The following is a 13483-nucleotide window of genomic DNA, read 5'->3' as shown; positions in this document are numbered from 1 at the left end:
ACAACGACGATCCCAAACCTTTTATCTGGCGCAAAACAGCGGATCAAATCATTGCATCAATCGCTCGTCTTTCCGATAAGCTGAATAATAAGACGAACTTTTGTTAAGGCACACTAGGGCGCTAGCCGTCAATGGCCCGACGCCACGCAGTGTGATCAGCTTGCTTGCGACGGGGTCTTGCTGAACACTCTGAGAAATCCGTTCATCAAGTGAAGTAATTCGGTCATCGAGGTAACGAAGATCCTCAGCCAGGCCATTCAAAAGAATGCGAAAGGTATCAGTCAGTCCATTTTCGGCATCTTCCAGCCAGCAAGGTAGCGCTTTGCGCAATTGTTGGATGCCGACTGGAGCAACGATTCCATACTCACCTACAAGACCTCGGATCTGGTTCGACTTTGCTGTTCGCTGTCCTACCAATTCTGCCCGAATCCGGTGAGTGGCCTGGATACCTTGCTGGGCTACCGTCTTAACCGGCACGAATCTCATATGGGGGCGACCCATTGCCTCGCAGATGGCCGCAGCATCGACCTGATCATTCTTGTTGCTCTTCACGTAGGGCTTAACAAACTGAGCAGCAACTAATCTCACATGATACCCCCGGGCTTGAAGCTGTCGCGCCCAGTGGTGGGAAGAAGCACAGGCCTCAATGCCGATTTCAGCTCCAACAGGTACGCGTCTGCATAAAGCATCCAGCCATTTCTGGCGAGAGTATTTGCCGGTCCAGAGAACTTGATCATGACGGTCAACGCCATGAACATGAAAAACTGATTTTGCAATGTCGACGCCAACTCGGGTAATGGTCATGTGGAATTCTCCTCATCCTGAAGATCGTGGTTAGCCTCACTCATCATTATGGCGTGCTGACGCCGAAGTGAGGCGACGAGGAGTCCATCCCATTGCTTACGACATAAGCGCTATGGCTCGTCGGTTGTTCCGGTTCAACGGGCGCGCCGACGGTGTGAAATGAAATGGATTCAGCGTTAAACTTGGTCATGACCTGCCCTCCTCAATGTGGCTCTGTCTAAGGGTTGTTTACCCATCCCCAACGATAACCCACGATCGTTGAGGACGGGCAGGTCAAAACATCATGTCTAAAAACGTTCTGTTGTGTTAACTTAGTCAGTGACGGAGTCCTCCGCCCCCTCGCCAGCGGCGAACAAACTCTGCCCTTTAGAACACACTAACTCAGATTGGTGATGAAGCGGCGCCTGCGTTGAGAAAAATATCAACCTCAGCACTCGTAAATCCCAGTTTTTCCAGAATATTACGACTATGTTGACCTAAACTCGGAGCTGATTCCCGAACACCGGGACGATATATGCCATCTACGGTCACCGGAAACGGACAAACACGCTTGCCGTTATACTCTGCTATTGCCCCACGCTCTTTTACTTGTGGAGAATGAACAGCCTCTGCAGGAAATACACATCCTTGGACTGGAACATCGTGTGCTAACAGCAGAGCTACCCAGTCAGCTGCCGTTTGCGTCATGAACAGACTGTGCAATCGGGCATTTAACTCATCGCCGTCTCGGCGTCGTCCCTGTTCAGTTGCAAAACGTGCATCTGCTAATACTGGATCCCACTGCTTAACGACTTCCTGAAAATTACGCCAGAAGTGGTCCTCTATCACTGTAAAAGCAATAACCCGACCATCCGAGCATTCAAAAAGATCATTTGTAGGGAAGAGGTGTTCCTGGGTTGGGCCACCAACGTCAAAACCAAATCGAATCCCGGTACAGTACAGCGATGTTTCGTAAAGACTAAGGTCCAGGTAACTCCCTTCTTCGGATATGTCCCGTTGCCGCAGTGCAGCAAGAATCGCGGTTGCTGCGCAGGCGCCTGCCATGATATCCGCAACTGGCAATGCCGTTCGGCGAGGTTTCTCTGCCCAGTGACCTGGCAAACTCATGGCGCCCGCGGCAGCTAAATAGCCTAGATCGTGCCCCGGCGTAGATCGCCATGGACCTGTCTGCCCATAGCCAGAGAGGGAAGCATAGATCAACCGGGGGTTGCACTGGCGAAGCTCGTCGTGCCCAATCCCGAGCCGCCCGGCAACACCTGGTCGATAACTTCCGACAACTATGTCAGCCCATTCTCCGAGGCGTGCAACTATTGGACGAACGCCCGCAGCTTTCAGATTCAAAACCAAGCTCCGTTTGTTCCTATTCGCCCCCTCGAACAGGGCGTCAGTCATGGTACGACCGAAGTCTCCCGCTGGCGGTTCCACCTTTATGACGTCCGCGCCTAGATCCCCCAGTACGCAAGCAGCAAGCGGCCCGGGTAATAGGGCAGAGAGATCGAGTGACCTTAACGCCAGCAAGAGGCGTCCAAGCATTGTCACGATGCATTTTTTACCTCACTTTAAGGTGGCCAACTCAGCATCTGTTTTAGCAAGGCACGCGATGCGCCCTGCCTTTTGTGGGCTAATCCTCAGACGCACCTTCTTCTGGCCGGCACTTGATCATTCTTAGCGGTGTATATTCGAGTGCGACCGTGCCATCCTGCTTGACGATTTTATTGCGAGTTCGGACGAGGCCGCGACCAGGCTTGCTCGTCAATCGGGCTTCAATCACTTCACATTCGACATGAATTGTGTCCCCTGCAAAAACGGGGGATTTCACATCCAGTTCCATATTCAGAAAAGCAAAACCCGTATGCTGCATGGTTGCGTGTACCAGTAGCCCTTCGGCGAAGGTGTAAACGAGTGCTGCTGGCGAAACCCTCCCTTTGATATCGGAGGACTTCGCAAGGAACTCGAGGTCAGTAAAAAGGACCTCTGTCATACCGGTACAGTTGATGAAATTAACAATATCCGGCTCCGTCACCGTCCTGCCAATCGTCTTGAACGCCCGCCCTAGCGGAAGATCTTCGTAGTAACATCCGAGACCAACAGTTTCCATTATCTTTCCCTTCACGTTGTTGTTTGAAAAACACTTCGGCCTTCGCTTATGACTCCGTATTGTTGGTCATATGGTCAGGACGAAACTCAGCTTGTGCCCCAAAGTACCTAAGTGCCTCAGCGCCTATGATCAATGACATTTTTCGCGATAATGTTTCGCTGTATCTGATTTGTTCCTTCTACGATCTGCAAGACCTTGGCATCGCGAAAATACCGATTGATTGGATACTCGGCTGAGATGCCCGCCGCGCCAAAAAGCTGTACCGCATTTTCGGCAACGCGCATGGCCGTATCAGTCGCAAAGCACTTTGACATTGCTGCAGTAGTGGCCAGCTCCCGCCCTGTAATACCGGCGTCAGACATCGATGCTGCCCGATAGACCAAATGTCGGGTTGCCTCAATATCGATTGCCATATCAGCGATCATCCAGCGTATGCCTTGGAAATCTGATACTTTCTGACCGAAGGCAGCTCGTCCCTCAACAAAGTCGATAGCGTGATCCATTGCGCCTTGGGCCAACCCAAGAGCACGGGCTCCAATTAGGGGACGCGACTTGTTGAACGCTTCCATCACGATCTTGAAACCTTTGCCTTCCGGGCCAAGACGGTTCTCCTCCGGCACGAGAACGTCATCGAAGAATAGTGAGCACGAAGGAATACCACGACCGCCCATTTTTTCTTCTTTCTTGCCTACCACAAACCCAGGAGTCCCCTTCTCTACAATAAAGAGATTGATGGCCCCGGTCCCACCTGTGTCACCGACCTTGGCGGCGACTAATATGAAATCGGCCACAGAGGCATTGGTGCACCAGATTTTTGCTCCAGAGAGTTTATATCCGCCATCGCATTTCTGAGCTCGGGTTCGTATACCAGCCACATCCGAGCCGCTCTGTGGCTCGGTTACGGAAAAGGCTCCCCGCAACTCGCCGGAAGCGAGGCCTGGAAGATAGCGCTGCTTTTGGTCTTCTGTGCCTCCTCCCAAGATGGCACTAAATGGCAGCCACTGAACAAGCAGGAGATACGCAGAGTTGTAGCAGACGCGGCCTAGCTCCTCGATTGCAAGACATGAAGACAGAACGCTACCGCTACCGCCATACTCCTCTGAAAACGGTAGTGTAAATAATCCAACTTCCCGAAGGAGATCAAACACGTCTTGGGGATACTCTCCAGTCGCATCAATTTCATTCGCTCTCTGGGCGATCCGTTCACGTGCAATGCGCCGCACGAGTTCCTGAACTTGGCGGTTCTCATCAGTAAGTTCGTAGGTCATGTATCTGTTCCTTTTCTATCTGGGTTTCAATCTTGTTTTGCTGCCGCCCGTTTAGTCCATTGACTCTACCAACATCAGGCTCAACTGTGGGAATGCTATTAGTATTCCTAGCAGTAAAAGTTCGATGGCGATAAACGGGGCGACCCCGGCAAATGCCTTTTTAAGCGGGACAGTGGTTACGCTAGAAGTGATGAGTACGTTTAAACCCAGCGGCGGAGTAACGAGGCCTATCTCAACCGTTTTCGTCACAATAATCCCGAACCAGATTCCGTCAAATCCTAAAGAGGTCATGAGGGGAAAACTAACCGGGAGTGTCAGCACAAGAATCGCAAGCTGATCAAGAAACATGCCTAAAACCAGATACACGGCCAGAACCAATAAGAGGACAAGCCAAGGAGACAGGCCCGAGTCAGCGACAGCCTGAACCAAATCTTGTGTAACCTGGGTCCAGGTGAGGTAATAGCCAAAAACATGAGCAGCAAGAATGATGCTGATAATCATGGCGGTTGTTCTGACCGTATTCGCTATAGCCGCAGAGGTGCCCTCTCGGTTCATCCGCCTCATTACAAAAATGATAGCAGCCGCTCCAAGAGCGCCAACAGCGCCAACTTCTGTCGCTGTAGCCATGCCAGAGTACAAAGCGCTCATAACAACTACGATCAGCAGAAGTATCGGCCACATCTCAACACTTCCTCTCAGTGCTGATCGGAAGTTGAACGGCACTCCTCGAGGTGCAGACTTTGGAAAGACCAAGGCCCATCCGACAATGACTGCTGCGTACCCTGCGGCAGTTAGCAATCCCGGGACTATGCCAGCCACCAAAAGCCTACCGATCGAAAGCTCAGTAACAATGCCGTAGACCACCAGTACAATGCTTGGCGGAAGCATAATGGCTAGCGTGCCGGCGATTGCGATAATTCCTGTTGAAAGGCTATCGGAATATCCCATTTTCTTCATGCCGGGAAAGGCAGCCCGAGCCATTGAAGCGGCAGAGGCCGTAGAGCTACCAACAACCGCAGCCATTACTGCACTAGCGGCTACGCAAGCGACACCCAGCCCTCCTGGCAGACGGCCGAGCCAACGGTCGCTAGATCTTATGATGTCCCGGGTTAATCCGCTTACAGCCAAAAACTCTGCCATTAAAATAAACATCGGGATGGTAAGCAGCACGTACGACGAAGCTGTATCTAACAAGATTTCCGACAGTAAGGATCCGATGGAGCCAAAACCGTACACTCACAGCAAACCTGCGACTCCCGAGAGAAGGAGGGCAAAAGCAATGGGGACGCCCATAACCATCATCACTAGCAAACCCACGACGACTAGAGTTAGCATCACTCGTCCTCCCCGTTAAAAGGCTGCCTAACAGATCGAAATGCATTTGCTACCAGGCGAAGCGTCAAAACACTGCAAGCGATAGGAATCCAGATAAGTGCCAAGTAAACTGGCCAGTCGACTTCTGCACCCATTACGATGTCTCCCTCAACCCAAGCCTCATAGGTATGGATGGCGGAATAGACGGTAATCAGGGCAAAAACCAGCGCAGTCAGTGCAAGTGCAATGGCGTTGACGGCGGCCGTTAGACGTTCTGGCATTACACTCTCAAGTACATCGAGCTTTATAAACGCACCTTCCTGGAACGCCCAGGATAAGGGCAATAACAGTATGACTGGCATTAGATATTCGGTAGTAAGGTTGTACTGGAACCCGATCGGACTGCTGAAGAAGTATCGACCGATCGCATCTGCAGCGACCAATGTCATTGTAACAACGACAATGACACCGGCTCCCACTGTGCATGCTGCTTCCGCCCACTGAAGGACACTGCGAGATCTGACAGTGCCCTCCATTTGATTCGCTGACTTGTCGTTGTTACGCATGCTTTCACCTTCCCTGAGCTGCCCGCTCGAATGAATCTAGGACTGACTCAGGATCCAGTCCACGTCCTGATAAGCGATCCACCCAATCCTGTCTCGCGACTTCAAAAGATTTAGCAATTTCTTCCTGCATCTCTGGAGCGAGCTCATAGACTTCAACTCCAGCTGCCTTGAACTTCTCCGCGGCTTCTATTTCCTCCTTGTCCATCCATTGTGTAATGTGGCGAATGGTATCTTCACCCGCCTGAACTAGTGCCTGTTGTATGTTAGAAGGCAGGCTGTCGAATTTTTCCTTGTTGATAATCAGAGCTAGCGGCAGAGACGAAAAGTTGGCGTTTGACGTAGCCGATTTGATGATTTCTTCGAGGTTGTAGCCGAGTCCGCTAAGTAACGAGAATAGAGTCCCATCAACAGTGCCCCTTTCAATGGCGAGATAAAGGTCCGGCGCAGAAAGTTGAACAGGGACGGCTCCCAGGTTACTCATAGTGATGTTCGGCGCCCCCCCGGCGGTTTTAACTTTGAGGCCACGCAGATCAGAAACCGACTGCAGTGGGTCTTTAGCCAACAGAATCTGATAGGGTGGGAGCAGGAATACGCCCAATGGCATTATCCCGTGCTTGGTAAACTCTTTCCTTAGTGAAGACTCTTCTTCTTTTACCAGCGACCAATAAGCCTGCGAGCCGTCCGTCGTCTTTTCAATCATTCCTGGCAGTCCACCGACTCCATTTAGCGGCAACCGATCAGAATTGTATTGTGTTATCAAAAGGCCTGCGTCGATTCGCCCCCTCTCGACCGCCTCTAAGACCCCACCGGCTTTCACGAGCTGCTGTGCTGGGTAGTGGTCCCACTCTAGCTCGCCATTGGAAAGTTCCTTTGCGCGCTCCATGAAGTAGACAGTCCCTTCTGCGGACAGATAGTGGGAAAGCGTAGCGTGGTCGGCAAGAGTTAGTTTTACTTTGGCGTACGACACAGCGCTTACAGCAAGTGATGTCACCGCTAAAATTGCAACTAACGCATTTTTTGGGAATTTCATATCTTAATCCTCGTTTTGTTTTTGTGTTTACTTCCATAATGGTCGCGTTTTTCCTCGAGCGGCCGATCGAGCTTTTTCTTTGTAGCAGAATAGGTTCTTAGAACAACTCCAGGTGGGTTCCCTCCGCTATTCGCTAGACTTCGCGCTGCGTTGGCTCTGCTCCGTATCTGCAGGAACTCCCAACCGGACGCCCCTCCCGTCTAAACACGCACCTTCTGCAATCATCGCCTCTATTTCTTGTGGGGTTAGCCCAACCTCTTGCAGAACCTCGACACTGTGTTCACCAAGATGCGGCTGCAAGCGTTGAATACGGCCTCGTTCGCCGTTAAAGCGCGTTGGTGTATCAGTCACCAAAATATCGCCCTCAGTGTCGTGGCGCATACTCTGAAAAAAGCCCACAGATTCCAAATGAGGGTCCTCGAGAAGATCATCAAGCGTGTTAACTCGTGTATTCGGGATTTCCGCACGCGACAGAACATCCTCCCATTCCGAAGTGCTTCGCTCACGCAGCAGACCTCCAGCAAGTTCGTACAGGGCACTGATGTTCTCTGCTCTACTTGCGAAATCTACAAACCGGGGGTCATGCTTAAGATCGTCGCGCCCGACTTCGGTCCAGAAGCGAGACCACTGGACATCCGTGTAGGCCATCATGCAGATATAACCATCTTTGGTTGGGTACGGCTGACGCCAGGGATCGAGCGCGCGCCCATACCCTACCTCACCCCCGTCACCTACAAACGTGCCCCCATAAAGATGCTCAACAAACACAAAGGAAACCATCGTCTCGAACATCGGCATTTCGACAACCTGTCCGGCACCCGATCTTTCACGGGCAAACAATCCGGCAAGAATCGAATAGGCCGCCGCGAGGGCACATGTCTTATCTGCCATTACGGTTGGCGCGTACCGAACCTCCCCGGTGGCTCGCGACATCAGATCGACGATACCGGATTGGCCTTGAATAATGTCGTCGTAAGCTGGACGTAATTCGTAAGGGCCACCTTGTCGATAACCATAGAGTCCTGCATAGACAATTTTTGGGTTTCGAGCGAGGACGGCCTCGGGAGAGAAGCCGAGCTTGGCCATTTTTTGCGGCCGCATGTTGTGAACTAGGATGTCGGCCCAATCGACGAGTCGCCAGAAAGCCTCACGGCCCAACGATTGTTTCAGGTCAAGAACTATTGACCGCTTATGACGATTGACGTTCATAAAGAGGGCAGCCATGTCGGCACTACGTCGCGGCCCTGTGAAACGGGTGCTGTCACCTGCGGGTGCTTCGACCTTGATCACCTCTGCACCCATCTCCCCGAGGATCTGAGTTGTGTAAGGCCCGAGAATGACTGTCGTCAGATCAAGTACCTTTACCCCTTGCAACGGACTGGACATTTAGCATCACCCTTTCGAAATAGTCTGTTCAAGTTGTCAGATAGACTGCCAGCGAACTTACTAGCGCCTTTTTCTAAAGCTTGGATTGACGCCACAAGGATGTCCAATATATTGTTTAAAGCCTTTTGATTCTTTTTATGTATCAGGGAGATTGATGTGGTCGAGCTTCGCCATCTAAGGCACTTCGTCGTTGTCGCAGAAGAATTGCATTTTCGTAAAGCTGCAATACGCCTCCATATGACCCAGCCACCCTTGAGTCAATCCATTAAAAAGCTTGAGGAATCCGTGGGGACAAAACTTCTTGATCGGAGCAGAAGGAGTGTTCGCCTTACTGCAGCAGGACAGGCCTTTCTAGCGGGCGCGCGCGGTACGTTGAGAGCAGCTGAAGATGCCTATAATGATGCTGCGCGTGCCGCTAAGGGGTTGAGCGGGCGATTGAAAGTCGCCTTCGTAGGCTCTGCAGTCTACGATGTGCTGCCGATTGTGCTAAGGGAGTTTCGTAGAATGCACCCTGAGGTAGAACTAGAGCTACTTGAGATGACTTCTTTAGAGCAGATAGATGGCCTTACACGCGGTAATATTGATATTGGCTTCCTGCGTCCACCAATTGTTGGTCCTGATCCGGTCAAACAACAGATCCTCCAGCGCGAATGCCTTGTAGCCGCCATACCGGAAACACATGTGCTTGCGGAGTCCCCCACTCTTGAACTCGGCCAACTGGCAAGAGACATTTTTATTACTTTTCCCAGTCTCGCTTCGCCGAATCTCCATTCGAAATTGCTGATGTCATGCTATGACGCGGGCTTTACGCCAAGAATTGGTCAGAACGGGACCCAGGTTCAGACTCAGTTGGGCCTAGTTGCAGCAGGGCTTGGGGTTGCACTTGTTCCGCATTGTGCGAGCAGGCTTGCCCGTCAAGGCGTTGTTTATAAGGAGCTTACCGATCCGTCCACCCATCTTTGGACTTCTATCTCTATCGCTTGGCATAGTGATAGAGAATCTCCGCTATTGGAAAAATTTGTCCGTACTTGCACTGAAATATCGCTTGAGAATTTCTAACGTCAAACAGTGGCTGGCATTGCTAAGGCAGTGGCTGGCATTGCTAAGGAAGTTCTGAATAACCGCTGATCTTGTGTAAACATCCCTGTTTCAGTGTAAGCAATGGGACGGACTCCTCCTCACCTAACCGGCCCTGGGGGCTTCAGCGGATTATTGATGAACTATCGCTTTTAACGGGATAAAGCTCTCTTGAGATTGATCATATTTTTGATTGCATTTGTTCCCGGTTTTGCCGGGGCCAGTTCCGGGGCCTTTAGCATTTCCTGGGGCAACGACCTTCTGACCGGCTCGGATAAGGGCTATACCAATGGTGGTCGATTGTCCTATCTGAGTGCGTCGGCAGAGAACAACAACTGCGAGGTGTGTCTGGCCAGAAGCGCCAGGAACGCGATGGATTGGTTGCCCGTTATTGGTCGCACGGGCAACGCTCATGCCTTGACCTTCAGCTTGAGCCAACTGATGGTCACCCCAGAGAACATACAAGCATCTGGGCCGATTTATGAAGACTTGCCTTACGTCGGCTACCTCTCCAGCTCAATGACTCTCTGGAGCTGGAGTTCAGAATCCCTGACCGGCTATGGCATCGGTCTGGGTGTCGTTGGACCGAATTCCGGCGCCGAAGCAACGCAGAAATGGGTCCACAAACTGACCGGCAGCACCAATCCGAATGGCTGGGATAACCAGCTGAGCACTGATGTCATTGGCGAAGTGCACGCCTTTCATGCTCGGCGATTGTTTCGCGAAAATATCGGCAGTGGGATGCACCAAGAGATGGCCTGGGTAACCGGTGGCAGGCTGTCGAATTTCGTCACCAGTGGCGAGTTGGGTATGTCTTGGCGAATCGGCACCAACTTGCCCGCCAATATCATTCCGGATTATGCAGGAGCCTCTTCAACCATCGCCCTGCCGGACTCACTGAATGCCCCCGGCTCGGGTTGGTCTGTGTTCATTGGTTTGGGTATGGAATTCATACCCTATTCCTATCTGGAGGAGCAGTCAGGGCGCTACGATTATGACCAGCGTTCTGTTGTTGGTCTGGGTGGCGTGGGCGTTGGCTGGCATTCGCCTGGAATCCAGATTGCCATCACACTCAGAGCGACGACCAGCCAGGATGAACGTAACAAAGATACACTTTCTTTTGGGACTGTGTCGGCTGCTTATCGCTTCTGAGTGCCGAACCATGTTCGGGCAGAGTTTATCCTATGCATTGCCCCCTTTATTGATGACACCGTCCATAGCGATCTGCCAGATCAAATCACCAATGGCGTCGAGTGAATGGGCCCCGTTCGGGTCGAACCAGGTTGCAACCCAGTTGAGCGCCCCAAGGCCGATCAAGCGAAGCAAACGGCCGTCAACATTCTTCCGGACCACGCCCTGCGCAATCATTGTTTCGAGGATACCGGCCCACAGGGACTCGTACTGGTCACGCAGTTCGATGATTTCCTTACTAGCCTCCGGGCCCAGCGCCCGCCATTCAAACAGCAGCACGTAAACCGCGTCCGAATCCACCAACAGGGTGCGCAGATGCGCGTTGATACAAAGACGCAAACGCTCAACCGGGTCGTCCGAGCTGGCGTAAGCCGACTCGACCTCTGCGGTCACCAGGTCAATTCCCCGGCGCATCAGCTCGACAAGCAGCGCTTCCTTGCTGTTGTAACGATAATACAGACTTCCGGGCAGCATATTGCAGGCCTCGGCAATCTCCTTGAGCGACGTCCTTTCAAAACCTTTCTCACGAAAAAGCCGGGCTGCGTTAGACAAAACATTGCCCTGGTCGCCCAGTTTGCTTGCAGGAGTCATCTGTCTGTTAACCATCGCTTAAGTATCTCCTCAGCAAGCCCATTTATTATTCATCGGAGCGGTCGCCACCAGACTCGCTGCACTGATCGTACGCCATGACCCAGGCGGCGTGCCATTGGTCCGCAAACATAGCCTTGACTTTTGGTTGGTTACCCAACCAAAATCCAGCAACAATACTATTCGGAAGACAATGGCATGGCAATGATTGATGAAAATCAGCGGTTTCCCATCACTTCCGCCCCGGTACGAAAGGCATGCCAGGCTGGGCAGATCTGATGGCCAAGCCGAACACAGTTCAGCACAGTAACGCTGTGGCGACGGCGTGGCAGTTAACCGAACAGGTCCCCCACGGCAGGGAGCTGGGCATGCAGGTCGTCTCGGTAGACCAGGGCCAGGTCTGTATGCGTCTGACGCCACAGTCATGGATGTTCTCCCAGGAGGATACGAAAGAAATCTGCACCAGCGTACTTTACTCGCTGGCAGACTCCGCCGGAGGCCTGGCGGTATTCGCGGGGGCCCTTGAGTTGATGCCCATTGCCACGCTGGATCTGCGCATGGATTATCTGCGCCCTGCCGGCGGCGACCAGGCCCTGTTAGCGGTGGCTACCTGCCGACATTTAACGGACGAGGTCGCGTTTATTCATTGTGACATCCTTAGCGAGGGCAATCGTGAGTTGCTGGCGACGGCAAACGCCACTTTCATGCGTAACACCCAGGGCCAGCAATTCCACGCAGGTGGACGAGAGAGGGAGAGCGCATGAGCACGATTGGCGATTCGGCACAACACATCTCAGGCGCTGGGGAAAGTGGGAAAGAATGTCCTGACTGGCAGGCTCTGCTGGAGCGCATTCCCTACGCACGGCACCTCGGGCTTGAGGTTCAGCGCGGTGATGCAGGTGTATTGGTTCATTTGCCGTGTCGTGAAGCACTGATTGGCAACTTCATGCTACCTGCCCTCCATGGCGGTGTGCTTGGGGCCCTGATCGAACTCACCGCGCGGGTGGCTGCGCAAAGCCAGGATGCAGAAACACGTTGCCCGCGCATTCTCGACAGCCACATCAATTATCTCCGCTCCGCGAAGGCCCGCTCGACGTTCGCCAGGGCTGACATTGTCCGGCAAGGCAGGCGCACCAGCCTGGTCCAGGTGACCTGCTGGCAAGGCGATGAGAACAAACCGATCGCCACTGGTCAGGTTCAGTTGTTGCTCCCGACAATGGCGGCCCAACAAGAAGACCGACATGGACATTAAGCACAACAAACCTGAACGCGACGAATTCCGGGCGACGGATGGCGCAGACATCGCACTGTGGCGCTGGCCGCAATCCAAAGCGCGCCCTACGCTGCACTGGGCACATGCCACGGGTTTCCATGGCCGCCTGTACCACCCCCTCCTTGACGATCTTGCCACGGACGTCAATGTCCTGGCCTGGGACATGCGGGGGCATGGGGCCAGCGCCGGTGCGGCGAACGTTTCGACATTCCGGGGCTGGGAAACCTACTATCGCGATATGACGGCTCTGCTGGATAGCCAGGACGAGCCGGTCTGGCTTGCCGGCCATTCCATCGGTGCCACCACCAGCATCATGGCCGCTGCCCGGCGGCCTGACAAAGTGCTGGGTCTGATTCTGGCGGAACCGGTGATCATGGATCCGGTGCAGGGCCTTAAGTTGTGGGGGGCCAAGCTGCTGCGTCAGTCACATCGGTTGTCACTGGCCGCCGGAGCGGCACGTCGGCGCAGGGTATTCGACTCGCACGCTGCCGCGCTGGACAACTATCGTGGCCGCGGTGGCTTCAAGACGTGGCCCGAAGCATGGCTGGAAGCCTACGTCCAGCATGCCTTCATGCCGCAGGACGATCAAGTTCAATTGGCGTGTAACCCGGAGTGGGAAAGTACGACGTTTGCCCATACCGAACACAACCCGTGGCCGGGTATTCGTCAGTTGCGGTGCCCGGTTATCGCGTTGGCCGCGGAACACGGGTCAACCTTCTCGCCGGGGGCGCAAAAACGCCTGCAGACCCAGCTGCCTTCGGCTAACGTGAGGGTGGTTGCAGGTACAACCCATTTTCTGCCCATGGAGCAGAACGACACCGTTCGCGATGCCATCCTGCAGCTTGCTTTGTCCGGCTGCCGCGAGAACTGATACCCACACCTGAATTT

14 protein-coding genes are annotated in these 13483 nt (G+C 53.2%); 5 read left to right on the top strand and 9 right to left on the bottom strand.

Annotated features, from left to right (window positions below):
• Positions 1-48: 48 nt before the first annotated feature.
• From CDH48_RS18210 to CDH48_RS18175, 8 genes are all read right to left on the bottom strand, one after another.
• Positions 49-804 carry an IS110 family RNA-guided transposase gene (locus CDH48_RS18210; RefSeq protein WP_198515532.1) on the bottom strand — a complete coding sequence of 252 codons (756 nt, stop codon included), beginning with the start codon at positions 802-804 and terminating at the stop codon, positions 49-51.
• 381 nt (positions 805-1185) lie between these two features.
• On the bottom strand, positions 1186-2337 hold the full coding sequence (locus tag CDH48_RS18205) for a CaiB/BaiF CoA transferase family protein (RefSeq protein ID WP_100690130.1): 1152 nt from the start codon (positions 2335-2337) through the stop codon (positions 1186-1188).
• Between the two features lie 88 nt (positions 2338-2425).
• On the bottom strand, positions 2426-2902 hold the full coding sequence (locus CDH48_RS18200; RefSeq protein WP_100690129.1) for a MaoC family dehydratase: 477 nt from the start codon (positions 2900-2902) through the stop codon (positions 2426-2428).
• Between the two features lie 116 nt (positions 2903-3018).
• Complete coding sequence (locus CDH48_RS18195; RefSeq protein WP_100690128.1) at positions 3019-4170, bottom strand: acyl-CoA dehydrogenase family protein; 1152 nt, start codon at positions 4168-4170, stop codon at positions 3019-3021.
• Positions 4171-4221: 51 nt separating this feature from the next.
• On the bottom strand, positions 4222-5406 hold the full coding sequence (locus CDH48_RS18190) for a TRAP transporter large permease (protein ID WP_100690127.1): 1185 nt from the start codon (positions 5404-5406) through the stop codon (positions 4222-4224).
• 98 nt (positions 5407-5504) lie between these two features.
• Entirely contained in the window at positions 5505-6050 is a 546-nt protein-coding gene (locus CDH48_RS18185) for a TRAP transporter small permease (protein WP_100690126.1), read from the bottom strand.
• A gap of 4 nt (positions 6051-6054) precedes the next feature.
• Entirely contained in the window at positions 6055-7080 is a 1026-nt protein-coding gene (locus CDH48_RS18180; RefSeq protein ID WP_100690125.1) for a TRAP transporter substrate-binding protein, read from the bottom strand.
• A 126-nt stretch (positions 7081-7206) separates the two neighbouring features.
• Complete coding sequence (locus CDH48_RS18175) at positions 7207-8466, bottom strand: CaiB/BaiF CoA transferase family protein (RefSeq protein ID WP_100690124.1); 1260 nt, start codon at positions 8464-8466, stop codon at positions 7207-7209.
• Positions 8467-8622: 156 nt separating this feature from the next.
• Between CDH48_RS18175 and CDH48_RS18170 the strand changes: the two genes are divergently transcribed.
• Together CDH48_RS18170 and CDH48_RS18165 are read left to right on the top strand one after the other, a co-directional pair.
• Positions 8623-9525, top strand: a complete 903-nt coding sequence (locus CDH48_RS18170) for a LysR family transcriptional regulator (protein WP_100690123.1) — start codon at positions 8623-8625, stop codon at positions 9523-9525.
• 189 nt (positions 9526-9714) lie between these two features.
• Positions 9715-10695 carry a lipid A deacylase LpxR family protein gene (locus CDH48_RS18165; RefSeq protein WP_100690122.1) on the top strand — a complete coding sequence of 327 codons (981 nt, stop codon included), beginning with the start codon at positions 9715-9717 and terminating at the stop codon, positions 10693-10695.
• 30 nt (positions 10696-10725) lie between these two features.
• On the opposite strand, the gene CDH48_RS18160 is transcribed toward CDH48_RS18165, so the two are convergent.
• Positions 10726-11340, bottom strand: a complete 615-nt coding sequence (locus CDH48_RS18160; protein WP_100690121.1) for a TetR/AcrR family transcriptional regulator — start codon at positions 11338-11340, stop codon at positions 10726-10728.
• A gap of 239 nt (positions 11341-11579) precedes the next feature.
• Between CDH48_RS18160 and CDH48_RS18155 the strand changes: the two genes are divergently transcribed.
• Genes CDH48_RS18155 through CDH48_RS18145 form a run of 3 tightly spaced genes read left to right on the top strand, consistent with a single transcriptional unit; the run spans position 11580 to position 13466 of the window.
• Positions 11580-12086 (top strand): PaaI family thioesterase, encoded by a 507-nt coding sequence (locus tag CDH48_RS18155; RefSeq protein ID WP_227521173.1) that lies wholly within the window; start codon positions 11580-11582, stop codon positions 12084-12086.
• Complete coding sequence (locus CDH48_RS18150) at positions 12083-12574, top strand: PaaI family thioesterase (RefSeq protein ID WP_100690120.1); 492 nt, start codon at positions 12083-12085, stop codon at positions 12572-12574. Before CDH48_RS18155 ends, CDH48_RS18150 begins: the two co-directional genes overlap by 4 nt.
• Positions 12564-13466, top strand: coding sequence for an alpha/beta fold hydrolase (locus CDH48_RS18145; protein WP_100690119.1), 903 nt, complete (start codon positions 12564-12566; stop codon positions 13464-13466). The genes CDH48_RS18150 and CDH48_RS18145 overlap by 11 nt, the downstream gene beginning before the upstream one ends.
• Positions 13467-13483: the final 17 nt, after the last annotated feature.

The organism is Marinobacter aromaticivorans, assembly GCF_002806975.1.
Taxonomy (GTDB): domain Bacteria; phylum Pseudomonadota; class Gammaproteobacteria; order Pseudomonadales; family Oleiphilaceae; genus Marinobacter; species Marinobacter aromaticivorans.
This window is presented reverse-complemented; position numbering and strand designations above follow the sequence as displayed.

Bases quoted from the DNA above. Each gene is read 5' to 3' on its own strand.
- CDH48_RS18145 (WP_100690119.1), top strand. From the start codon at position 12,564: ATGGACATTAAGCACAACAAACCTGAACGCGACGAATTCCGGGCGACG.
- CDH48_RS18155 (WP_227521173.1), top strand. From the start codon at position 11,580: ATGCCAGGCTGGGCAGATCTGATGGCCAAGCCGAACACAGTTCAGCAC.
- CDH48_RS18200 (WP_100690129.1), bottom strand. From the start codon at position 2,902: ATGGAAACTGTTGGTCTCGGATGTTACTACGAAGATCTTCCGCTAGGG.
- CDH48_RS18150 (WP_100690120.1), top strand. From the start codon at position 12,083: ATGAGCACGATTGGCGATTCGGCACAACACATCTCAGGCGCTGGGGAA.
- CDH48_RS18210 (WP_198515532.1), bottom strand. From the start codon at position 804: ATGACCATTACCCGAGTTGGCGTCGACATTGCAAAATCAGTTTTTCAT.
- CDH48_RS18195 (WP_100690128.1), bottom strand. From the start codon at position 4,170: ATGACCTACGAACTTACTGATGAGAACCGCCAAGTTCAGGAACTCGTG.
- CDH48_RS18175 (WP_100690124.1), bottom strand. From the start codon at position 8,466: ATGTCCAGTCCGTTGCAAGGGGTAAAGGTACTTGATCTGACGACAGTC.
- CDH48_RS18160 (WP_100690121.1), bottom strand. From the start codon at position 11,340: ATGGTTAACAGACAGATGACTCCTGCAAGCAAACTGGGCGACCAGGGC.
- CDH48_RS18180 (WP_100690125.1), bottom strand. From the start codon at position 7,080: ATGAAATTCCCAAAAAATGCGTTAGTTGCAATTTTAGCGGTGACATCA.
- CDH48_RS18185 (WP_100690126.1), bottom strand. From the start codon at position 6,050: ATGCGTAACAACGACAAGTCAGCGAATCAAATGGAGGGCACTGTCAGA.
- CDH48_RS18205 (WP_100690130.1), bottom strand. From the start codon at position 2,337: ATGCTTGGACGCCTCTTGCTGGCGTTAAGGTCACTCGATCTCTCTGCC.